This window comes from Kitasatospora sp. NPDC101108, assembly GCF_055584725.1.
The window spans coordinates 232,301-253,576 of record NZ_JBVJLM010000003.1 but is presented as its reverse complement, the minus strand read 5'-3'; the positions used below and the strand labels follow the sequence as shown (position 1 = coordinate 253,576).

23 protein-coding genes are annotated in these 21,276 nt (G+C 73.9%); 15 read left to right on the top strand and 8 right to left on the bottom strand.

The window, feature by feature from the left end:
- Positions 1 to 10: 10 nt before the first annotated feature.
- Positions 11 to 205: a DUF2304 domain-containing protein gene (locus tag ACZ6Z8_RS09455; RefSeq protein WP_465607839.1), complete on the bottom strand. Its 195-nt coding sequence runs from the start codon at positions 203 to 205 to the stop codon at positions 11 to 13.
- Between the two features lie 313 nt (positions 206 to 518).
- On the opposite strand from ACZ6Z8_RS09455, the gene ACZ6Z8_RS09450 reads away from it, so the two are divergent.
- The 5 genes from ACZ6Z8_RS09450 to ACZ6Z8_RS09430 all read left to right on the top strand — a co-directional run bounded on the left by ACZ6Z8_RS09450 (position 519) and on the right by ACZ6Z8_RS09430 (position 6,527).
- On the top strand, positions 519 to 2,672 hold the full coding sequence (locus ACZ6Z8_RS09450; protein ID WP_465607838.1) for a S9 family peptidase: 2,154 nt from the start codon (positions 519 to 521) through the stop codon (positions 2,670 to 2,672).
- Positions 2,673 to 2,855: 183 nt separating this feature from the next.
- A complete protein-coding gene (locus tag ACZ6Z8_RS09445) occupies positions 2,856 to 3,818 on the top strand; it encodes an ABC transporter ATP-binding protein (RefSeq protein ID WP_465607836.1) in 963 nt (320 codons plus the stop codon).
- Entirely contained in the window at positions 3,815 to 4,537 is a 723-nt protein-coding gene (locus ACZ6Z8_RS09440; protein ID WP_465607834.1) for an ABC transporter permease, read from the top strand. The genes ACZ6Z8_RS09445 and ACZ6Z8_RS09440 overlap by 4 nt, the downstream gene beginning before the upstream one ends.
- A gap of 8 nt (positions 4,538 to 4,545) precedes the next feature.
- A complete protein-coding gene (locus ACZ6Z8_RS09435) occupies positions 4,546 to 5,805 on the top strand; it encodes a sensor histidine kinase (protein WP_465607832.1) in 1,260 nt (419 codons plus the stop codon).
- A gap of 92 nt (positions 5,806 to 5,897) precedes the next feature.
- Complete coding sequence (locus tag ACZ6Z8_RS09430; RefSeq protein ID WP_465607830.1) at positions 5,898 to 6,527, top strand: response regulator; 630 nt, start codon at positions 5,898 to 5,900, stop codon at positions 6,525 to 6,527.
- Between the two features lie 11 nt (positions 6,528 to 6,538).
- Here the strand turns inward: ACZ6Z8_RS09430 and ACZ6Z8_RS09425 are convergent, their stop codons facing one another.
- Together ACZ6Z8_RS09425 and ACZ6Z8_RS09420 are read right to left on the bottom strand one after the other, a co-directional pair.
- Entirely contained in the window at positions 6,539 to 7,447 is a 909-nt protein-coding gene (locus tag ACZ6Z8_RS09425; protein WP_465607828.1) for a SirB1 family protein, read from the bottom strand.
- A gap of 31 nt (positions 7,448 to 7,478) precedes the next feature.
- Positions 7,479 to 8,489 (bottom strand): GNAT family N-acetyltransferase, encoded by a 1,011-nt coding sequence (locus ACZ6Z8_RS09420; RefSeq protein ID WP_465607826.1) that lies wholly within the window; start codon positions 8,487 to 8,489, stop codon positions 7,479 to 7,481.
- A 133-nt stretch (positions 8,490 to 8,622) separates the two neighbouring features.
- Here ACZ6Z8_RS09420 and fdxA point away from each other — a divergent pair, with 133 nt between their 5' ends.
- Together fdxA and dapC are read left to right on the top strand one after the other, a co-directional pair.
- A complete protein-coding gene (gene fdxA, locus ACZ6Z8_RS09415; protein ID WP_030287402.1) occupies positions 8,623 to 8,949 on the top strand; it encodes a ferredoxin in 327 nt (108 codons plus the stop codon).
- A gap of 20 nt (positions 8,950 to 8,969) precedes the next feature.
- On the top strand, positions 8,970 to 10,118 hold the full coding sequence (gene dapC, locus ACZ6Z8_RS09410; protein ID WP_465607824.1) for a succinyldiaminopimelate transaminase: 1,149 nt from the start codon (positions 8,970 to 8,972) through the stop codon (positions 10,116 to 10,118).
- A 56-nt stretch (positions 10,119 to 10,174) separates the two neighbouring features.
- Here the strand turns inward: dapC and ACZ6Z8_RS09405 are convergent, their stop codons facing one another.
- Both ACZ6Z8_RS09405 and ACZ6Z8_RS09400 read right to left on the bottom strand, forming a co-directional pair.
- Entirely contained in the window at positions 10,175 to 10,981 is an 807-nt protein-coding gene (locus ACZ6Z8_RS09405) for a hypothetical protein (RefSeq protein ID WP_465607822.1), read from the bottom strand.
- Between the two features lie 309 nt (positions 10,982 to 11,290).
- A complete protein-coding gene (locus tag ACZ6Z8_RS09400) occupies positions 11,291 to 12,358 on the bottom strand; it encodes a VldE C-terminal domain-containing protein (RefSeq protein ID WP_465607820.1) in 1,068 nt (355 codons plus the stop codon).
- A gap of 145 nt (positions 12,359 to 12,503) precedes the next feature.
- On the opposite strand from ACZ6Z8_RS09400, the gene dapE reads away from it, so the two are divergent.
- Together dapE and ACZ6Z8_RS09390 are read left to right on the top strand one after the other, a co-directional pair.
- The gene (gene dapE / locus ACZ6Z8_RS09395) at positions 12,504 to 13,580 is read left to right on the top strand and encodes a succinyl-diaminopimelate desuccinylase (RefSeq protein WP_402812305.1); all 1,077 of its coding nucleotides are present in this window, start codon (positions 12,504 to 12,506) and stop codon (positions 13,578 to 13,580) included.
- Between the two features lie 112 nt (positions 13,581 to 13,692).
- Positions 13,693 to 14,502, top strand: a complete 810-nt coding sequence (locus ACZ6Z8_RS09390; protein ID WP_465607818.1) for an LOG family protein — start codon at positions 13,693 to 13,695, stop codon at positions 14,500 to 14,502.
- 44 nt (positions 14,503 to 14,546) lie between these two features.
- Here ACZ6Z8_RS09390 and folP read toward each other — a convergent pair whose 3' ends face one another.
- The gene (folP, locus tag ACZ6Z8_RS09385) at positions 14,547 to 15,359 is read right to left on the bottom strand and encodes a dihydropteroate synthase (protein WP_465608424.1); all 813 of its coding nucleotides are present in this window, start codon (positions 15,357 to 15,359) and stop codon (positions 14,547 to 14,549) included.
- Between the two features lie 180 nt (positions 15,360 to 15,539).
- Here folP and ACZ6Z8_RS09380 point away from each other — a divergent pair, with 180 nt between their 5' ends.
- Entirely contained in the window at positions 15,540 to 15,968 is a 429-nt protein-coding gene (locus tag ACZ6Z8_RS09380) for a DivIVA domain-containing protein (RefSeq protein WP_465607816.1), read from the top strand.
- Positions 15,965 to 16,561 carry a DNA-3-methyladenine glycosylase I gene (locus ACZ6Z8_RS09375; protein WP_465607815.1) on the top strand — a complete coding sequence of 199 codons (597 nt, stop codon included), beginning with the start codon at positions 15,965 to 15,967 and terminating at the stop codon, positions 16,559 to 16,561. The genes ACZ6Z8_RS09380 and ACZ6Z8_RS09375 overlap by 4 nt, the downstream gene beginning before the upstream one ends.
- Positions 16,562 to 16,585: 24 nt before the next feature.
- On the opposite strand, the gene ACZ6Z8_RS09370 is transcribed toward ACZ6Z8_RS09375, so the two are convergent.
- Positions 16,586 to 17,386 carry an enoyl-CoA hydratase-related protein gene (locus ACZ6Z8_RS09370; RefSeq protein ID WP_465607813.1) on the bottom strand — a complete coding sequence of 267 codons (801 nt, stop codon included), beginning with the start codon at positions 17,384 to 17,386 and terminating at the stop codon, positions 16,586 to 16,588.
- 296 nt (positions 17,387 to 17,682) lie between these two features.
- Between ACZ6Z8_RS09370 and ACZ6Z8_RS09365 the strand changes: the two genes are divergently transcribed.
- Positions 17,683 to 17,850 (top strand): DUF3117 domain-containing protein, encoded by a 168-nt coding sequence (locus ACZ6Z8_RS09365; RefSeq protein WP_070043274.1) that lies wholly within the window; start codon positions 17,683 to 17,685, stop codon positions 17,848 to 17,850.
- A 106-nt stretch (positions 17,851 to 17,956) separates the two neighbouring features.
- Here the strand turns inward: ACZ6Z8_RS09365 and ACZ6Z8_RS09360 are convergent, their stop codons facing one another.
- On the bottom strand, positions 17,957 to 18,589 hold the full coding sequence (locus ACZ6Z8_RS09360; protein ID WP_207809516.1) for an O-methyltransferase: 633 nt from the start codon (positions 18,587 to 18,589) through the stop codon (positions 17,957 to 17,959).
- A gap of 174 nt (positions 18,590 to 18,763) precedes the next feature.
- On the opposite strand from ACZ6Z8_RS09360, the gene sigE reads away from it, so the two are divergent.
- From sigE to ACZ6Z8_RS09345, 3 genes are all read left to right on the top strand, one after another.
- Positions 18,764 to 19,606, top strand: coding sequence for an RNA polymerase sigma factor SigE (sigE, locus tag ACZ6Z8_RS09355; RefSeq protein WP_223886262.1), 843 nt, complete (start codon positions 18,764 to 18,766; stop codon positions 19,604 to 19,606).
- Positions 19,603 to 20,616: a zf-HC2 domain-containing protein gene (locus tag ACZ6Z8_RS09350; RefSeq protein WP_465607812.1), complete on the top strand. Its 1,014-nt coding sequence runs from the start codon at positions 19,603 to 19,605 to the stop codon at positions 20,614 to 20,616. The genes sigE and ACZ6Z8_RS09350 overlap by 4 nt, the downstream gene beginning before the upstream one ends.
- Positions 20,617 to 20,738: 122 nt before the next feature.
- A complete protein-coding gene (locus ACZ6Z8_RS09345; protein ID WP_465607810.1) occupies positions 20,739 to 21,173 on the top strand; it encodes a sec-independent translocase in 435 nt (144 codons plus the stop codon).
- Positions 21,174 to 21,276 lie beyond the last annotated feature (103 nt).

Here is a 21,276-nt window from a genome sequence, read left to right as displayed (position 1 = left end):
GGCCGGGGCCTCAGAGCTTCAGGCCGTTGATCATCCCGGCGAGGTTGCTGGTGACCTGGCTGATCGACGGGGCGATCGAACTGGAGGCCAGGTAGAAGCCGAGCAACCCGCAGACGATGGCGTGCGAGAGCTTGAGGCCGGAGCGGCGGATCAGCACCACCACGATGACGAGCATCAGCACGGCTGCGGAGATGTTCATGGCCATGTCGGCTCATACCCCTTCTCGGGCGCCGCCCCTTGGGGAGGGCGGCGGTGGGAGCGAACGGGAACCGGGGTCGGGTGACCGGGGGCCCGGGACGGGGTCCGACGATCACTCGCCTGACCAGTCATACCCGATGGGTAAGGGGAGCATTACATTCAGTGAGTCCCCGCGTGCCGCGGCACCGGGGCACCGGAGGGGCGCATGGGCCGGTCGGAGGGGGTTTGGACTCCTTTGGGGCGTACCTGGGGGCGGTGCTCCGAACGAGTGATCGTCAGTCACCCGGCAGTCGGAGTCCGCCGTCGTAGGGTCTGGTGCCATGACCTCCCACACCCCTGCGGACACCTTCCCCCGGCAGTACGCGCGGACCCTGCGTTACACGGTCGGCGCCCCCCGCTCCTTCTCCGTCGCACCGGACGGCTCGCGGGTCGTCTTCCTCCGCTCGCGCTCCGGCGGCGACCGGGCCAACCTGCTCTGGACCCTCGACACCGCCACCGGCGAGGAGCGGATCGCCGCCGACCCGGCCGTCCTGCTCGGCGGTGGCGAGGAGGACCTCTCCCCGGCCGAGAAGGCCCGCCGCGAGCGCAGCCGGGAGGGCTCGGCCGGCATCGTCGGCTACGCCCTCGACGCGGAGGGCCGGCTGGCCGCCTTCGCGCTGTCCGGCCGGCTGTTCACCGCCGACCTGCTGACCGGCGACGCCCGCGAACTCCCGGCCCGGGGCCCGCTGCTGGACCCGCGGCTCTCCCCGGACGGCACCCACGTCGCCTACGCCAACACCGCCGGCGAACTGCGGCTGACCCGTACCGACGGCACCGAGGACCGGGCGCTCGCCGAGCCGGACGGCCCCGATGTCACCTGGGGGCAGGCCGAGTTCATCGCCCAGGAGGAGATCGACCGCGACCGCGGCTTCTGGTGGTCCCCGGACGGCGAGCGGCTGCTGGTCGAGCGCGCCGACGACAGCCCGGTGCGCCGCTGGTGGATCGCCGACCCGGCCAACCCGGACCGCGAGCCCGCCGAGGTCGCCTACCCGGCCGCCGGCACCGCCAACGCCGAGGTCGGCCTCTGGCTGATCGACCTGCACGGCGGACGCACCGAGGTCTCCTGGGACCACGAGGCCTTCCCGTACCTGGCCCGGGTGCACTGGTCCCAGGGCGGCGTGCCGCTGCTGCTGGTCCAGTCCCGCGACCAGCGCGCCCAGCAGGTGCTCGGCGTGGACGTGGCCACCGGCGGCACCGAGGTGCTGTTCGAGGAGCGCGACGAGGTCTGGCTGGAGGCCTTCCCCGGCGTGCCGGCCTGGACCCCGGACGGCAAGCTGGTGCGGATCTCCGACGAGGGAGGGGTGCGGGCCCTGGTGGTCGGCGACCAGACCGTCACCGGGGCCGACCTGCACGTCCGCTCGGTCGTCGCGGTCACCGAGCGGGAGGTGTTCTTCAGCGCCTCCGGCGGCGCCGGGGAGACCGACCCCGAGCCCGGCTGGATCGCCGTCGGCCGGATCAGCCACGACGGCAAGCAACTGGCCTGGGAGTCCGCCAACGGCCGCCCGTTCACCTCCGTCACCAGCGCGGTGCACGCGGGCGGCATCACCGTCCGGGCCACCGCCGAGCACACCCTGCCCGGCACCCTGGTGCAGGTCGCCCGCGACCTGCCGGAGGGCGTGGTGGTCGACGACGTCGCCACCATCGCCTCGTACGCCGAGACCCCGGTCATCACCGCCCGCCCGGTCTTCCGCTTCGCTGGCGAGCGCCGCATCCCCTCCGCGGTCTTCCTGCCCACCGGCTACGACCGCGAGCGCGACGGCCTGCTGCCCGTCCTGATGGACCCGTACGGCGGCCCGCACGGCCAGCGCGTCGTCCAGGCGCACAACCCGCACCTCAACTCGCAGTGGTTCGCCGACCAGGGCTTCGCGGTGGTCGTCGCCGACGGGCGCGGCACCCCCGGGCGCGGGCCGGCCTGGGAGAAGTCCATCGCCTTCGACTTCGCCGGGGCCACCCTGGACGACCAGGTGGAGGCGCTGCGGGCGCTCGCCGAGGAGTTCCCCCTGGACCTCGACCGGGTCGCCATCCGCGGCTGGTCGTACGGCGGCTACCTCGCCGCGCTCGCCGTGCTGCGCCGCCCCGACGTGTTCCACGCGGCGGTGGCCGGGGCACCGGTGACCGAGTGGGAGCTGTACGACACCCACTACACCGAGCGCTACCTGGGCCACCCGGCCGAGCGGCCCGAGGTGTACGAGGCCAACTCGCTGACCGGCTACGCGGCCGGGCTGGAGCGCCCGCTGATGATCATCCACGGGCTCGCGGACGACAACGTGGTGGCCGCCCACACCCTGCGGCTCTCCTCGGCCCTGCTGGCCGCCGGGCGCCCGCACACCGTGCTGCCGCTGTCCGGCGTCACCCACATGACCCCGCAGGAGGAGGTCGCGGAGAACCTGCTGCTGCTCCAGGTTGACTTCGTGAAGCGCTCGCTGGGCCTGTAGCAGCCTCCTGCCCGGCGCGACCGGCGGCCGGTACCCCCTGGGCGGGGTGCCGGCCGCCGGCATGACATCCGTCATACCGAAGGCACGACGGCCGACACTGCCGCCGGTCGCCGCCCGCGCGGGACTCTGAGGTGGTGCGGACAGGACCGCACGCGACAACCGTCAGAGGAGAGGGGCCGGGCGATGGCTTCCGAGGTGGCCGCCTTCCGCGGCGTCGGCAAGAGCTACGGGCGGGTGCGCGCCGTGGACGGCCTGGACCTGGTGCTGCGGCCGGGCGAGACCGTCGCCCTGCTCGGCCCGAACGGCGCCGGGAAGTCCACCAGCCTGGACCTGCTGCTCGGCCTGCGCGAGCCCGACCGGGGCAGCGTCACGCTGTTCGGCGGCACCCCGCGGGCGGCGATCGCGGACGGGCGGGTCGGCGCGATGCTGCAGAGCGGCGGGCTGATGACCGACGTCAAGGTCCGCGAGCTGGTCGAGCTCGCCTGCAAGGTGCACCCGCGCGGTCGGTCGGTCACGGGGGTGCTGACCGACGCCGGGATCACCGAGATCGCCGAACGCCGGGTGGACAAGCTGTCCGGCGGCCAGGAGCAGCGGGTCCGGTTCGCCCTGGCGGTCGCCGGCGACAGCGACCTGATCGTGCTGGACGAGCCCACCACCGGTATGGACGTCAGCGTCCGGCAGGGGTTCTGGGCGAGCATGCGCGCCCAGGCCGACGCCGGCCGCACGGTCCTGTTCGCCACCCACTACCTGGAGGAGGCCGACTCGATCGCCGACCGGGTCCTGGTGCTGCACCGGGGCCGGCTGATCGCCGACGGCAGCTCCGCGGAGATCAAGGCGCGGGCCGGGGCCCGCCGGATCGCCTTCGAGATCCACGACGCCGACCTCTCCCCGGCCGCCGTCCGGTTCGACGAGGCCGTGCTGCGCGCCCTGCCGGGCGTGCAGTCGCTGGACGTCACCGCCCGCGTCCCGGGGGTGCGGACGGTGCGGATCAGGACCGCGGACGCCGACGCGGGCGTGGCCGGGATCTACCGGGCGGGCCTCTACCCGCGCGGCCTGGAGGTCACCGGGGTCGGCCTGGAGCAGGCCTTCCTGACCATCACCGGCGAACTGGACAAGCAGGACCGGGCGGAGGAGAGCGCGCGATGACCACCCTGATCAAGCTGGAGATCCTGCGGACCCTCCGCAACCGGCGCTACCTGTTCTTCACCGTCGTCTACCCGGCGCTGATGTACGTCTTCTTCATCAACGCCTACGGCTCCGGCAACCAGGCCGGCGGGCTGCCCGTGAAGACCTACTTCATGGTCTCGATGGCCACCTTCGGCGCGGTCGGCGCGGTGCTCTCCGGCAGCGCCCAGCGGATCTCGCTGGAGCGCAGGAGCGGCTGGGTGCGGCAGCTGCGGCTGACCGCGCTGCCCGGCCGGGCGTACACCGTCGGCAAGATCGCGTCGACGGCGGTGACCACGCTGCCGGCGATCCTGGTGGTCTTCGTGGTCGGTGCCACCCAGGGCGTCTCGCTGAGTGTGCCGCAGTGGATCGGGCTGGCGGCCGCGCTGTGGCTGGGCAGCTTCGTCTTCGCCGCGCTCGGGGTGGCCCTCGGCTACGCGGCGGCACCGGACGCGGTGCAGCCGATCGTGATGATCACCTACATGGCGATGGCGCTGCTCGGCGGCACCTGGTTCCCGGTGAGCGGGTCGCTGGAGAAGTTCGCCCGGTTCAACCCGGTGTTCCTGTACAACAAGCTGGCCACCTTCACCCAGCCCGGGCACTCCCTGGACCTGGTCGCGGTCGCCGGTCTGGCCGCCTTCTTCGCGGTGTTCGCCACCGCCGCAGCGGCGCTGTACCGGCGCGACACCCGACAGGCATGATGATCCGTATGAGTGACGCGCGCCAGACCCGCCGATCCGACGAGCAGCCGGAGACGGGTGTGGCGCGCGCGCAGTTCATGAACGTCCCGGGCGGTCCGGTGGAGACCCGGCGTCAGCTGCTGGTCAAGGTCGCCTGGATGCTGCTGTGGATGACCTACCTGGCCTACCCGGCGGGTGACCTGGTCAACGGCGGCCACAGCCTGACCGGCCAGGTGCTCGGCTGGGCCTGCCTGGCGGTCTTCGTGGTCTCGTACGTCCTGCTGGTGATCTTCCGCTCGCAGGCGGGGATGAGGCCGCGGGCCTGCCAGGTGATCGTCGGGACGATGATCGTGCTCGCCGTGGCCTCCTCGTTCCTGCTCGGCCCCGCGTTCCTGACCATGTTCATCTACGCCTCGGTGTGCCTCGCGGTCATCAGCCCGCCGAACATCGCACTGCGCGCGCTGATCGGTATGGCCGCGCTGACCGCCGCGACCGGGCTGCTGATCCACGCCGGGAACGACAACATCTCCACCTTCGCGCTCAGCGCCTTCCTCTCCGGCGTCGCGATGACCGGCCTGCAGCGGCTGGTCGCCACCATGAAGGAACTGCGCGAGGCCCGGGCCGCGGTGGCCCACCTGGCCGCCTCCGAGGAGCGGCTGCGGCTCGCCCGCGACCTGCACGACCTGCTCGGGCACTCGCTCTCGCTGATCACCCTGAAGAGCGAGCTGGCCGGGCGGTTCATGGACGCCGGCAAGGACGAGGCGGCGCGGGCCCAGGTCGCCGACATCGAGCAGGTCGCCCGGCAGTCGCTGATCGACGTGCGGGAGGCCGTGACCGGCTTCCGCCGCCCCACCCTGCCGGTCGAGCTCGCCGCCGCCCGGACCGCCCTGTCCGCCGCGCAGGTCCGGCTGGAGGCCGCGCCGGAGCTGGTGGACGCCTGGCCGTCGCTGGCCAACGAGGAGGCGGGCGCGCTGGCCTGGGCGCTGCGCGAGGCCGTCACCAACATCGTCCGGCACGGCGAGGGCGCCACCGTCTGCACGGTGACGGCGGACGAGACCTGGGAGGGCAGCGGCGAGCGCTACGCCGTCCTGGAGATCACCGACAACGGGCGCGGACCGGGCAAGTCCCAGCCGGGCAACGGCCTCTCGGGCCTGGAGGAGCGCCTCGCCCTGGTCGGCGGCCGCCTGGAGACCGGGCCGGGCGAACGCGGCAAGGGCTTCCGCCTCCGGGCCTCCGTCCCGCTGCGAACGGCCCCGGTGCCCACCGAGCCGCCCAAGGTGGTCTCCTGACGCTGACCGCTCGACCGCGGTCCGCGGCGGGCGGAGCGGCGGCTCCTGCCCCTGGCGGAGGGTCAGGTCGGCTCACCTCTAAGGTCGTGGCCATGGCTAACGCAGAGAACAGCCCCTCGATCCGCGTGCTGCTCGCCGAGGACCAGGGGATGGTCCGGGAGGCGCTGGCGGCGCTGCTCGGGCTGGAGGGGGACATCGACGTCGTCGCGCAGGTGGGCCGCGGGGACGAGGTGGTGGCGGCGGTGCTGGCGAACGACGTGCAGGTCGCCGTGCTGGACATCGAGATGCCGGGCATGACGGGCATCGAGGCGGCCGCCGAGCTGCACCGGCAGGCGTCCGGGACGAAGGTGGTCATCGCGACGACCTTCGGGCGCCCGGGCTACCTGCGCCGGGCGATGGAGTCCGGGGCGGACGCCTTCCTGGTGAAGGACGCGCCCGCGTCCGAGCTGGCCGAGGCGATCCGCCGGGTGCTGCGCGGGGAGCGGGTGATCGACCCGGTGCTGGCGGCGGCCGCGCTGGCCGAGGGTGCCAACCCGCTGACCGCGCGCGAGCGGGACGTGCTGGGCGCGGCCGCGGACGGCGCGGTGAACGCGGACATCGCCAGGCGGCTGCACCTGTCGGAGGGGACGGTCCGCAACTACCTCTCGATGGCGATCCAGAAGACCGAGGCGCGCAACCGCACCGAGGCGGTCCGGATCGCCCGCGAGAAGGGCTGGCTCTAGGCCCCGGGTCCTCAGTTGAGCCGGTGGCGGGCCGCCCGGGCCTCCTGGCGGACCTTGGCGGCGGTGTCCGGGTCGAAGGCGTCCAGGATCTGGGCGTAGGAGTCCATCTCCGCCGAGCCGCGGAGGAAGTCGCCCATCCGCACCAGGAGTTCGGCCCGTTCCAGCCGGAGCTGGGCCGGGTGGCGCGGGAGCAGCAGGGCGAGTTCGGTGGCCCACAGCTGGGTGCGGGCGTGCTCGGGCCGGTCGGCGGCCCAGACCCGGATGTTGCCGAGCACCCGCAGCACGATGTCCAGCGGCTGGGCCGGGGTGAGCAGGGCCGGGGTGAAGTCGTGCCCGGCGGCGGCGACCAGGTGCTCGACGTCGGCCGGGTCGAGCAGCCGTCCGCCGTGGAAGGGGTCGGCGAGGACGTACTCCTCGCCGCCGGCCGGGCCGCCGACCGCGACGATGAAGTGGCCGGGCAGCGCGATGCCGTGGACGGTGAGCCCGGCGCGCCGCCCGACCTCCATCCACACCAGCGAGAGCGTGATCGGCAGTCCGCGCCGACGCCGCAGCACGTCGGGCAGCAGCGAGGACTCCAGCCGCCGGTAGTCGGACTGGCGCCCGTGGAACCGCTCCCGCCCGCCGAGCACGGCGGCGAGCAGGGCGGCGGTCTCCTCCGGCCCGGAGGGCGAGCGTTCGGCGACGGCGACCCGGACGGCCGTCGCGTGCCGGTCGAAGGCGGCCGAGCAGGCGGCCAGCAGGGCGTCCACGCCGGGCGGCTCGCCCGGATCGCCCGGGTCGAGGACGGGGTCGTGCTCGGCGGCGGCGAGCAGGCAGAGCAGCACCGGGTCGGGCTGCTCGGCGCGGGCGGCGGTCCGGAAGCGGTCTCTGCTCTGCTCGGTCACGGTGACGGCGGCGGCCTTCGTACGACGGACGGACAAGCGGACATACCAGGGCGGAACGGTCGGGCGGCTACTCCTGGGGAAGGAGCGCGTAGTGGTAAGTGTGACTGGTCGTGAAGCCGAGTCCGTCATAGAGCGCGATCGCACCGTCGTTCTCCGCCTCGACCTGCAGGTACGCGCCGCTCGCCCCCTCCTCCGCCGCGCGGGCGGCGAGCACCGCCATGACCGCCGTCGCCAGTCCGGCCCGCCGGGCGTACGGCTGGACCTCGATCGCGCCGAAGCAGGCCCACGGGCCGTCCACGACGCATCGTCCGATCGCCAGCGGGGGCTGCCCCTCGGCGCCGGGGACGGTGGCGAACCAGACCGAGGGGCCGCCGTGCAGGACCTGCCGGGCGGCCTCCTCCACGGCCGGGTCGGCGCCCACCCGGCGGTACAGCGACATCCAGCCGGCGTCCGCCGTCCGGGAGAGCCGTACCCGCTCGCGCCCGGTGCCGGCCCGGGCGGCCGCGGCCAGCGGCGCGGTCAGCACCAGGGTGGGCGCGTAGCCGGCGCCCAGCCGGTCGAGTTCGGCGCGCAGGTCCCCGGGCGAGCCGGGGGTGATCACCTCGACGTAGGCGGGCAGTCCCCGCGCGGCGTACCAGGCCCGCAGGGCGGCCAGCGCCTGAGGCAGCGGCAGTCCCGGGTCGCCGAGCGCCTGGGCGGAGTTGGCCCGCCGGGTGAATCCGGCCGAGGCGCGCAGCGTCCACTCGCCGAGCGGCTCCTGCTCGACGGCCGGCCAGCCGAGCGCGGAGATCCGCTGCAGCTCGACCGGAGTGGCGGCGGGCAGCGGCGCCCGCCGGGCCGGGAACGGCGGCACGACCTTGCCCGCGACCAGCAGCTTCTCCGGGAAGGCGACCGGCCCGCCCGAGCGCGGCTCGACCACCAGGCCCTCGTCGTCCCACGATGTGAGAACGCCGATCACATCGCGGAACACCGGCCGGTCGTCGACGAACTCGGAGAGGCGTCGGACGGACACGCGAAGTCCCACGTCAGAGCGATCTATCCGGACTTCTGGACGGCTCTCCAGCGCGTCTCGGGTCATGATCCGGCCACCTCCTGTGCATTTGCGGTCCCCGACCCGCGATACTAGGGGCGGGCATCGACGACGCCGCGCTCACCGCGCACGCGAGCAGAACAGAACGGGCCGCCAGGCCCTTCCGAGGAGGAACGACAGCGTGACCTACGTCATCGCGCAGCCTTGTGTCGACGTGAAGGACAAGGCGTGCATCGAAGAGTGCCCGGTTGACTGCATCTACGAGGGCCAGCGTTCCCTCTACATCCACCCGGATGAGTGTGTCGACTGTGGCGCTTGCGAGCCGGTCTGCCCGGTCGAGGCGATCTTCTACGAGGACGACACTCCGGAGGAGTGGAAGGACTACTACAAGGCGAACGTCGAGTTCTTCGACGACCTGGGTTCGCCCGGTGGCGCCTCGAAGCTCGGCCTGATCGAGCGGGACCACCCGTTCATCGCGGCCCTGCCGCCGCAGAACGCCGACCACTGACGATCGGTGGCTACTGAGCTGTGAGCACGAACAGCACGCGCGCGCCGTTCCCGGGTCACCCGGGGGCGGCGCGCCGCGTTTCCGACCGGCTGCCCGTCTTCCCGTGGGACAAGCTGGAGCCCTACAAGGCCACCGCCCTCGCCCACCCGGGTGGCCTCTGCGACTTCTCCGTCGGCACCCCCGTCGACCCGGTCCCCGAGGTGATCCAGAAGGCGCTGGCCGCCCACACCGACACCCCCGGCTACCCGACCGTCTGGGGCCCGCTGGAGCTGCGCGAGGCGATCGCCGGCTGGCTGCACCGCCGCTGCGGCGCCGAGATCGGCCCCCGGGCCGTCCTGCCGACCGTCGGTTCCAAGGAGCTGGTGGCCTCGCTGCCCACCCAGCTCGGCCTCGGCCCCGGCGACCAGGTCGCCTACCCCCGGCTGGCCTACCCGACCTACGAGGTGGGCGCACGGCTGTGCGGCGCCGAGCCGGTCGAGTACGACTCGGTGGACGAGCTGGACGGCTCCCGGGTGCGCCTGCTCTGGGTGAACTCGCCGTCCAACCCGACCGGCCGGGTGCTCGGCGCGGACGAGCTGCGCCGCGCCGTCGAGTGGGCCCGGGAGCACCGGGTGCTGCTGGTCAGCGACGAGTGCTACTTCGAGCTGGGCTGGGAGGCCGAGCCGGTCTCCGTGCTGCACCCGGACGTCTGCGGGGGCGACCACGAGGGCCTGCTGGCCGTCCACTCGCTCTCCAAGCGCTCCAACCTGGCCGGCTACCGCGCCTCCTTCGTGGCGGGCGACCCGGTCGTGGTGGCGGAGCTGCTGGGGCTGCGCAAGCACGGCGGCATGATCGTGCCGGCGCCGGTCCAGGCGGCGACGATCGCGGCGCTGACCGACGACGCCCACGTGGCCGAGCAGCGGGAGCGGTACGCGGCCCGGCGCTCGGCGCTGCGGGCGGCGCTGGAGGCGTACGGCTTCCGGATCGAGCACTCCGAGGCGAGCCTGTACCTGTGGGCGACCCAGGACCGCCCGTGCTGGGAGACCGTGGCCGAACTGGCCTCGCTGGGCGTCCTGGTGGCGCCCGGTGACTTCTACGGGCCGTCCGGCGACCGCTTCGTGCGGGTCGCGTTCACCGCGACCGACGAGCGGGTCGCCGCGGCCGTGGAGCGGTTGACCGCGGCGCGCTGACGACGCGTCGAAGGGGCCGGTGCCCGAGGCGCCGGCCCCTTCGACGTACCCGGGGGTTACAGCGGCAGGCCGCCGCCGAGGTTGCCGCCGTTGACGCCGTTCAGCAGGCCGCCGACCGGGCCGAGGGCGCCGGTCAGGCCGGCCAGCGGGTTGTTCGGGCCGAGGTCGGCGCCGCCGAGCCGGTTGGCCGAGCCGTGCTCCGCGAGGCCCAGCACGTCGGTGGCGGGCACGCCGCCGGGCACCGCGTGCTCGACCGGGCCGAGCGGCAGGGCGCGCTGCACCGCGCTGGTCGGCAGCGCGTCGGTGACGGCGTTGGTGCCGGGGACGGCGCCGGAGAGCCGGTCGCCGCCGGGCAGGGCCTGGGTGAGGGCGCCGGTCTGGGGGAGCCCGGCGACCGGGCCGGTGCCGGCGGTGGCGCTGCGGGTGCCCATGCCCTTCCCGGTAACGGCCTCGCCGAGCTTGCCGGCCAGGGTCGAGGCGACCTTCGGGGTGACGGCGGAGAGCTGGCCGGTGGTGGCGGCGGTCTGGTCGACCGGCGCGGTCAGCGAGCTGGCCTTCTCGTTCGCCTCGGGGAGCTGGTGGGCGACGATGTTGCCCGCGGCGTCGGCGGAGGCCGGCACGCCCGCGGCGACGGTGGCCGCGCCGGTGGTGCCGGCGGCCTGGCCGAGCTGGTGGGTGGTGTGCTGCAGGGTGGAACCGGTGTCGGTGTTGGTCAGCTGGCCCAGCGGCGCCGCGAGGTCGCTCTTGGGAAGCAGGGCGTCCCCGCCCAGGGCGGACGCGGAGCCGGCCGCGACCAGCGGGGTCGCTCCGGCCGCCACGACGAGCGCGGCCTGGGCGATCCGGCGCGTGAGGGGGTGAGACATGGGGCTCCTCGAAGGGGTCTGGGTCCGTCCCGTCCGCCGGGTGGACGATCCGAGCGCGGACGGGACCTGGCGGACGATGTTGTTACCGCTTGAGGAGCCGGAAGGTTTCGGCCTGGGCGGGAAAGTGCCCGACCGATCATCGGATCGTACGACCGCAGCGAGGGTGCTTGCCGGGCCCCGCCGGGCACCGCCGAACCGGTCCGGGACAAGGGGAGTGACGGTTCGCCACCCGGGTTCGCCGGAACGGGCGGTCGGTCCACCGGAGTTGACCGGAATCACCCGTCCGGCGGCAACCCGAACGACTGTACGTCAGCCCTTCCCGGACGGCGCCAGGGTGACCTGGACGAGCTTGGTCGACGTCCCCGAGGTCTGGGTCTGCCAGCCGTCCTCGGACTCGGACTTGCGCCAGATCTTCCCGTCGTAGGCGACCGTCGCGATGCCCAGCTGCTGCGCCTGGGCGACCGCCCAGTGGGCCACCTCCCAGCCGCTGGCCCGCTCGGCGCTCGCCCCGGCGTCGGACCCGGAGTCCGCCGAGGAGGTCAGTGCGGCGGTGGCCGGGTCCGGGGTCAGCGCGACGGCGTTCTCGGCGCCCTTGATCGTCGAGGCGTAGCCGGCGGCCGGGGTGACGGTCCGGCCGAACTCCCGGCGCACCCGGTCCGACAGCACCTGGGTGCGGTCCGGCAGCGCGACCGGGGTCGCCGAGGCGCCCGCGGTCGGCGACGGCGAGTCGGCCGGGTCCGGCTTGGCGTAGTCGTGCACCACGCAGCTGAACGAGGCGGGCTCACGGCCGGCCAGCGCCGAGGTGAGCAGCGTCGCCTTGGTCTCGTGCTTGGCGTACGCCTGCGGGTAGCCGCTCTTCTGCACCGACTGGGCCGCGTCGGTCAGCGGCATCCGGGTGTAGCCCGGGACCTTGACCAGGCCGTCCAGGAACTTGTTGGTCGCGTACACCGGGTCCGCGATCTGCTCCGGGGTGCCCCAGCCCATCGAGGGCCGCTGCTGGAACAGGCCGATCGAGTCCCGGTCGCCGCCCGCGAGGTTGCGCAGCTTGGACTCCTGCATCGCGGTCGCCAGCGAGATCGCGGTCGCCCGGTCCGGCAGCCCGCGCGAGCGCGCCACCGCGGCGATCGTCGCGGCGTTGGCGGCCTGCGGCAGCTCCAGCGTGCCGCTGCCCGCCGCGGTCTTCACCGTGCACTCCTCCGAGGCGCCCTGCCGGAACCCGAACCACCAGATCCCGACCACCGCCAGGCCCGCGACCATCGCCAGACCGAGCAGTCCGACCAGTACGAGCAGCAGCGCGCGCACCGGACCGCGGCGGCGGGGCGCCACTTCGTCGCCCTGCTCCTCGCCCAGCTCCTCGCCGCGCCTTCTCCTGGCCACCCTCGCCCCTCTCGCGCCCGCCGTCTTGATCCGACACCGTACCCACTCGGACGGGTGTACGGCGCACTCCGGTTGCCGAACCGGAGGCGTTCCCTGTCACAGCGCGACCACCCAGGGCACACGGCCGCCCGGCTAGGCTGACGCCATGAGCAGCCCGAACCCGACGCCCCTGGACCTGACCCTCGACGGTGGCGCGCTGACCGCCCGCCTCGTCGACTTCCCCTCGGTGAGCGGCGACGAGCAGGCGCTCGCCGACGCCGTCGAGGCCGCCCTGCGCGGCTACCCGCACCTGACCGTGGACCGCTACGGCAACAACGTGGTGGCCCGGACGAACCTGGGCCGCGCCGAGCGCGTCGTACTGGCCGGGCACCTGGACACCGTACCGATCGCCGACAACCTGCCGTCGTACGTCGAGGGTGACCTGCTCTACGGCTGCGGCACCTCGGACATGAAGTCCGGCGTGGCCGTCGCGCTGCGGCTCGCCGCCACCCTGACCGAGCCCAACCGCGACCTCACCTACGTGTTCTACGACTGCGAGGAGGTGGAGGCCCACCGCAACGGCCTCGGCCACCTCGCCAAGGACCGCCCGGAGTGGCTGGCCGCCGACTTCGCGGTGCTGATGGAGCCCAGCGACGCCATGGTCGAGGGCGGCTGCCAGGGCACCCTGCGGGCGCAGATCCGACTCACCGGCGTGCGCGCCCACGCGGCCCGCAGCTGGCTCGGCGACAACGCCATCCACCGCGCCGCCGAGGTGCTCACCCGGCTCGCGGCGTACGAGCCCCGCCGGGTGGAGATCGACGGCCTGGAGTACCGGGAGGGCCTCAACGCGGTGCGGATCGACGGCGGCGTGGCCGGCAACGTGATCCCGGACGAGTGCGTGATCACCGTCAACTTCCGCTACGCGCCCGACCGCAGCGAGGCCGACGCGGAGAAGCACGTCCGCGAGGTCTTCGACGGCTTCGAGCTGACCGTCACCGACTTCGCCCCCGGCGCCCTCCCCGGCCTCTCCCAGCCCGCCGCCAAGGCCTTCCTGGCGGCCACCGGCGGCCGGGCCCGCGCCAAGTTCGGCTGGACCGACGTCGCCCGGTTCAGCGCCCTCGGCATCCCGGCGGTCAACTACGGCCCCGGCGACCCGAACTTCGCCCACAAGCGGGACGAGCACTGCTCGCTGACCGCCATCGCCGAGACCGAGGACCGGCTGCGCGCCTGGCTGACCAGCTGAGTCGGGGACGTTCAGGGCCGGTCGAACCGGCGGTCGAACTCCACCTTCCGGTTGCCAGACCGACCTTCCCCCGTTGCCTGAAAACGGGGGAAGGCGGGCGTAGGGTTTCGTCATGACAGGCACAGGAGACGACAAGCACTACGGACACGGCCCCGAGCAGGTCGGCGTGCCGCGGAAGAAGAAGGCCTGGCCCGAGAAGCAGAAGGGCCCGGTGCTGGTGCGCCGGGACCAGGTCGGAACCAGCACCACGGACCAGCGCCTGCTGGACACCACGGGCCCCACCGACTGGCTGCACACCGATCCCTGGCGGGTGCTGCGGATCACCTCCGAGTTCGTCGAGGGCTTCGGCGCCCTCGCCGAACTCCCGCCCGCGATCAGCGTCTTCGGCTCGGCCCGGACCCCGGTCGGCTCCCCCGAGTACGAGGCCGGGACCGCCATCGGCCGGGCCCTCGCCGAGGCCGGCTACGCGGTGATCACCGGCGGCGGCCCGGGCGCGATGGAGGCCGCCAACCGGGGCGCCTCGGAGGCCGGCGGCCTCAGCGTCGGACTCGGCATCGAGCTGCCCTTCGAACAGGGCCTCAACGAGTTCGTCGACCTCGGGCTGAACTTCCGTTACTTCTTCGTCCGCAAGACGATGTTCGTCAAGTACGCGCAGGGCTTCGTCGTCCTGCCCGGCGGACTCGGCACGCTGGACGAGCTGTTCGAGGCGCTCACCCTGGTGCAGACGAAGAAGGTCACCCGCTTCCCGGTGATCCTCTACGGCAGCGCCTACTGGGGCGGCCTCTACGAGTGGCTGAAGAACACCCTCGTCGCGCAGGGCAAAGCGGCCGCGCACGACCTGGAACTGTTCCACATCACCGACGAGATCGACGAGGTCCTGAAGATCCTCGCCGAAGCCCGCCGGCCCGCGAACGGGATCTAGCCGGGCGCCCCGGGGGCGGGCCGAGCGCCGTCGGGAGGCGCGCGCTACGCCAGCCCCCGGCGGGCGACCGCCGGGGGGCGGGTGCCCCGGATCGAGGCGACCATGTCCAGCACCTGGCGGGTCTCTTCGACCTGGTGCACCCGGTAGACCCGGGCGCCCAGCCAGGCCGAGACCGCGGTGGTGGCCAGGGTGCCGAGCAGCCGCTCGTCCACCGGGCGGTCCAGGGTCTCGCCGACGAAGTCCTTGTTGGAGAGCGAGACCAGCACCGGGAAGCCGGTCGCGGTCATCTCCGGCAGCCGCCGGGTGGCCTCCAACGAGTGCCGGGTGTTCTTGCCGAAGTCGTGCCCCGGGTCGATGATCACCGCGTCCCGGCGGACGCCCAGCTCCACCGCCCGCTCGGCGAGCCCCACGGTGACCCGCAGGATGTCCGCCATCACGTCCTCGTACCCGGCCCGGTGCGGCCGGGTGCGCGGCTCGGCGCCGCCCGCGTGGGTGCAGACCAGCCCGACGCCGTGGCGGGCGGCCACCTCGGCGAGCTTCGGGTCCACCCCGCCCCAGGCGTCGTTCAGCAGGTCCGCGCCCACCTCGCAGACCGCCTCGCCGACCTCGTGCCGCCAGGTGTCCACGCTGATCACCGCCTCGGGGTGGCGCTTGCGCAGCTCGGCCACGAAGGGCACGGTGCGCCGCAGCTCCTCCTCGACCGTGACCTCGTCGCCCGGGCCGGCCTTCACCCCGCCGATGTCCAGGATCGCCGCGCCCTCGGCCATCGCGCGGTCGGCGGCGGCGAACGCGGCCTCGTCGGCGAAGGTCGCGCCCCGGTCGAAGAACGAGTCCGGGGTCCGGTTCACGATCGCCATGATCACCAGCTCGTCGTCACCGAATTCCCGCGGTCCCAGGCGCAGTGCCACCGATGTCTCCTCCACAGCTCCTACGGGTGCGATGATGGCCCCCGGCCTCACCAGGGACCATGCTGTCATGATCGGCCCGGTTCCCTGGCACCTCGGAGGAGGCCGACCGGGAGTTCGGGAGGACAGCTCGTGTTCTGGGTGATCGTGGTCGCCATGGCCGTGGTGGTCGGCGGCGCCGCGCTGGTGGCGCTCGGCGGGGGCGGCTCGATGCCGGAGGCGGTGCCGGACCGCATCGCCGCGCGGCTGCCGCAGGACCGCCCGCTGAACAAGGCGGACGTCGACGAGCTGCGCCTGCCGATGGCGGTGCGCGGCTACCGGATGGACGAGGTGGACGACGTCCTGGACCGCCTCGGCGCCGAGCTCGCCTACCGCGACTCGCGGATCGCCGAGCTGGAGGCCGCCGCCCACCTGCGCGGCGCGGTCGAGGCCACCACCGCCCCCGACCCGGCCGCCGAACCGCTGCCCGGCCTGGAGTCCTTCGCCGAGGTGGTCAAGCCGACCGTGGTGCTCGGCAAGGAGCCGGCCCCCGAGGACGCGAAGCCGGTGGAGGACCGGTGACCGAGGCCCCCGGAGGCGCCGTGCTCGGCGCGGACGGCCTGCGCCGCTGCGGCTGGGGCGACTCCACCGACGACTACCGCGTCTACCACGACACCGAGTGGGGCCGCCCGGTGCACGGCGACGACGCCCTGTTCGAGCGGGTCTGCCTGGAGGCCTTCCAGTCCGGCCTGTCCTGGCTGACCATCCTGCGCCGCCGGGAGGGCTTCCGGGCCGCGTTCGCCGGCTTCGAGATCGGCGAGGTCGCCGAGTTCGGCGAGGCCGACAAGGAGCGGCTGCTCGCCGACACCGGCATCATCCGCAACCGGGCCAAGATCGAGGCGGCGATCGCCAACGCCAGGGCCGCCCGCGACCTGGACGGCGGACTGGACGCGCTGATCTGGCGGTTCGCCGCCGACCCGGACCGGCCGGCCCCGCGCACGCTGGGCGAGGTGCCGGCCGTCACCCCCGAGTCGACGGCGCTCGCGAAGGAGCTGAAGAAGGCGGGCTTCCGCTTCGTCGGCCCGACCACCGCGTACGCCCTGATGCAGGCCTGCGGCCTGGTCGACGACCACCTGGCGGACTGCCACGTCCGCACCGGCGGCGGGAAGCGGTAGGAGGCGCCGGGCGCCGGGGCGGCGTCAGCGCCCGACGTACTTCGGCTTCTCCTTGGCGATGAAGGCGCGCACCGCGATCCGGTGGTCCTCGCTCTCCCCGGCCAGGGTCTGCAACTCGTCCTCCTTGTCGAGCAGTTCGTCCAGCGAGTGCGAAGCGCCGTACGCCAGCGACTCCTTGACGGCGCCGTAGGCCACCGTCGGGCCCTCGGCCAGCTCGCGGGCGAAGGCCCGTGCGGTGGCGGCGAGTTCGTCGGCCGGCACGACCTTGGTGGCCAGGCCCAGCTCCATCGCCTCGACGGCCTTGACCGTCCGGGGCAGCATCAGCAGCTCGGTGGCCTTGGCGTGCCCGACCAGCCGGGGCAGCGTCCAGGACGCGCCCGAGTCGGCGGTCAGGCCGATGCCGGTGAAGGCGGTGTTGAAGCCGGCCCGGTCGGAGAGGATCCGGAAGTCGCAGGCGAAGGCGAGCGAGGCGCCCGCCCCGGCCGCCACCCCGCCGACCGCGGCGACGGTCGGCTTGCGCATCCCGGCCAGCGCGCGGGTCAGCGGGTTGTAGTGCTCGGCGACCGTGCGCAGCGCGCCCTCGCCGGTCTCCTCGAAGCGCTTCAGCAGCGCCAGGTGCTCGTTGAGGTCCTGCCCGACGCAGAAGGCCCGCTCGCCCGCGCCGGTCAGCAGCACCGCGCGCACCGCCGGGTCCCCGGCCGCCTCGATCACGGTGTCGCGCAGCGCCACCTTGGTGGCGACGTCGAGGGCGTTCATCGCCTCCGGTCGGTTGATGGTGATGACGGCCAGGCCGCCGTCCAGCTCGTACAGCACGGAATCCGACATGCGCGAGGGCTCCCTCGGTGATCGTCGCGTGGGTGGTGGTGCCAGGATGCCGGAGTCCGGGGCGGCGTGGGGAGTGTGAGGTATCGCACCCTCCGGCCTCGCCCGGACCGCCGCCACGCCGGGGCTTATGACGCCAATTGCGGTGGTTGCGGCCGGTCCGGCCGTGGTTGCACCGAGAGTGATGTTGGTCATCAGGCCGTGGCATGCGGGATAATGGCTTCCGATCAATGCGTTCGATACCGGCGGTGGACGGACTGCCGGTGCGTAGCTGAGCGGTTGCAGGAAGGGGAACGAGCATGGCGGCCATGAAGCCGCGGACGGGTGACGGCCCGCTCGAAGTCACCAAAGAGGGGCGGGGCATCATCATGCGCGTTCCGCTCGAAGGCGGCGGACGCCTCGTGGTGGAGCTCACGCCTGACGAGGCCAAAGCCCTGGGCGATGCCCTGATGGAGGTCACCGGCTGACCGCAGCGGGTGCTCGTCTCCTGGAGACGTACCGCCGGGCCCGGGTACGACGTCATGTCGGCCCGGGCCCGCGCGTTCTCCGCGGACGGTGCGGCCAGGGCCTGTCCTAGCGCTTGACGGCGCAGAGCAGCCCGTCCGAGACCGGCAGCAGCGCGGGCAGCAGCGCCTCGCTCTCCCGCACGTCCCGGACCAGGTCCCGCACGGCGCCGGTCTGCGGGTCCTGCAGCTCCGGCTCGGCGAGGCGGCCCTCCTGGAAGACCCCCTCGAAGCAGACCATCCCGCCGGGCCGCAGCAGCCGCAGCGACTCCAGCAGGTACTCGCGGGACTCGGCCGGGTCCCCGTCGCAGAACACCAGGTCGTACTGGCCGTCGGCGAGCCGGGGGAGCACCTCCAGGGCCCGGCCCGGTATGAACCGCGAGCGGTTGGCCGCGAACCCGGCCGCCTGGTACGCCTCGCGGGCCAGCTGCTGGCGCACCGGCTCCGAGTCCACCGTGGTGAGCACGCCGTCGGGCCGCATCCCGCGCAGCAGGTAGACCCCGGACACCCCGGTGCCGGTGCCGATCTCGGCCACCGCCTTGGCGTCCAGCGCCGCGGCCAGCAGCCGCAGGCACGCCCCGCCGCTCGGCCCGATGGCCCGTATGCCGGTGCGCGCGGACTGCGCCCGGGCGTAGGTCAGCACCGCGTCCTCGCCCACGTAGGTGTCGGCGAGGGCCGCGCGCGCGGGCCCGAACTCGCTGATGGCTGCCTCTTTCGGAGCCCCGGGCGGCGGCCCGGCGCGGAGGGATGTCGATATTTCCTGCCACAGATTACTGGCCGGGCGGGAACCGCGTACGGCGGCGGGCCGTTGTCACTGAGGACCGGGTGCACAAGGCCTCCCGGGCACTTTTATCCGGGCTTGACGGGTGAGGTGGATATGGTGGTGGCCCTGCTGGGCAGAAGAGCCGACCGAGGAGGTGTGGCCGAGGGCGACGTCCCTGTGCGGCGGCACTTCCGCGGCACCTCGTCGGCCCGTACGCCGAAGCCCGTGATGAACCAGCCTGCGCACTCCGACCTGGACCAGCCCGCCGCCGAGACGCCGGCCGCCGGTACCACCGAGGCCCCTGTCCTCGCGACCTTCGCCGAGGGTCCCGACGCGCAGACCTGGACCCCTCCCACGTGGGAGGAGATCGTCGAGGCCCACAGCGCCCGCGTCTACCGCCTCGCCTACCGACTGACGGGCAATCAGCACGACGCCGAGGACCTCACCCAGGAGGTCTTCGTCCGGGTGTTCCGTTCGCTGTCCACCTACACCCCCGGCACGTTCGAGGGCTGGCTGCACCGGATCACCACCAACCTGTTCCTGGACATGGTCCGCCGCCGCCAGCGCATCCGCTTCGACGCGCTCGGCGAGGACGCGGCCGAGCGGCTCGCCTCCCGCGAGCCCAGCCCGGCCCAGCACTTCAGCGACACCCACTTCGACGCCGACGTGCAGCAGGCCCTGGACACCCTCGCCCCGGAGTTCCGCGCCGCCGTGGTGCTCTGCGACATCGAGGGCCTGTCCTACGAGGAGATCGCCGCCACGCTGGGCGTCAAGCTCGGCACCGTCCGCAGCCGCATCCACCGCGGCCGCTCCCACCTGCGCGCCGCGCTCAAGCACCGGGCCCCCGGCTCGGCGCCGGGCCGCGAGCGCCGCGGCGGCTCGGAGGAGCCGGTGCCGGTGGGCGCCGTCGCCGAGGTCGCGGCCGCACCGGGCGGGCGCGGACGGAGGCGATCGTGAGCGGAACCAGCCGGTCCGGTCCGGACCGTTCGGATGCGTCCGAACGGTCCTCGACCTGGCGGGGCTGGGCCCTGCCGGGCCGCCGCGGCGCCGGGGAACCGGCGGACGGTGAACCCGGTGACCCCGTGCTGCCCGCCGTCCCGCTGCCCGCCGACACGGCACTGCGCCCGGTGCCCGTACGGCCCGCCGAACCCCCGGCCGAGGAGCACCACCTCGGCGACCGGCTGTCCTCCTTCCTGGACGGCGAACTCGGCCACGACTCCCGCGAGCGGGTGCTGGCCCACCTGGCGACCTGTCCGCAGTGCAAGGCCGAGGCCGACGAGGGCCGGTCCGTCAAGCACCTGCTGACCCGCACCGAGACCCCCGGCCCCTCCTCCGCGCTGATGGCCCGGCTGATGGCCGTCGGCAACCTGCCCGAGGACGCCCCGGCGGACGCCGGCTGGCCGCCCCGGCGCGGCCGCGACGACGACGACCTGCCCGGCGGCGGGGTCCCCTCCGCCGGCACCTTCGGCGGCAGCCGGCTCACCGGCGGCTCCTTCGGCCGCGGGGCCGGCGCCTCGTTCGGCGCGGGCGCGCTCGGCGCCGACGCCCCGGTGCCCGGGGTGGACCCGCGCGCCTTCGGCCGCGGCTCGGTGCTGCGGCCGCTGATGGGGCGGCGCACCGCCCGTCCCGAGGCCACGGCGCGGCCGCAGCCCGCCGTGGCCGCCGTCCGCCCCTCGGCGGCCCGCGGGCGCCGGCTGGTGTTCGCCGCCGCGGGCGCCTTCTCGGTCGCCGCGGTGACCCTCGGCGGCGTCGGCGGCCTCACCCAGGGCGAGGAGCAGCACGGCACCACGGTCAGCCCGGTCGGCGGCAGCGGCACCAGCGGCCGCGCCGGCCTGGTCCCGATGACCGCGCCGATCCCGGTGGACTTCCCGGCCCGTCCGGTGGCCGCCACCCGCGCGGCGAACCCGTCCTCCTCGCCGGAGCGCTTCCCGGGCGAGGTCGCCGCCCTGCGCCAGCAGATCCGCTAGAACAGCTTCCGCCCCGGGCCATCGGCCGGTCTTTACCACGGTTTCATCCCGCCGTGGACCAGGGACCCGCCGGTGGCCATTACCCTGTAGGAACCGTCGTCCGACGAGCTAGGGAGCAGAGGTTGTTCAGCGATGTAGGTGGGCTGGAGATCCTGACCCTGATCGTGATGGCGATCATCATCTTCGGCCCCGACAAGCTGCCGAAGCTGATCCAGGACACCATGGGCTTCATCCGGAAGGTCCGTTCCTTCGCCGACAACGCGAAGGAGGACATCCGCAGCGAGCTGGGCCCGGAGTTCAAGGACTTCGAGTTCGAGGACCTCAACCCCAAGACCTTCGTTCGCAAGCAGCTGATGGGTGACGAGCAGGACCCGCTGGGCCTGAAGGGCATGAAGGAGTCGCTCGACATCCGCTCCGTCCTGGACGACAAGCCCGCGGCGCCGGTGAACGGCCGTGCGGGCAGCGTGAGTTTCGACAAGGCCGCCCCGGCGCCCGCCTCCGCCGGCGCCCCCCTCCAGCCCGGCGAGCGGCCCCCGTTCGATCCCGACGCCACCTGAGCGCACCGGGTGCGCACCCGACGCCGCCGCCCCGCCCGGCCGCCCGGCTGAGCGGGGCGGCGGCGTGTGCGCCGCTATTGTGCTGATTGTTCCCGCTGAGCCG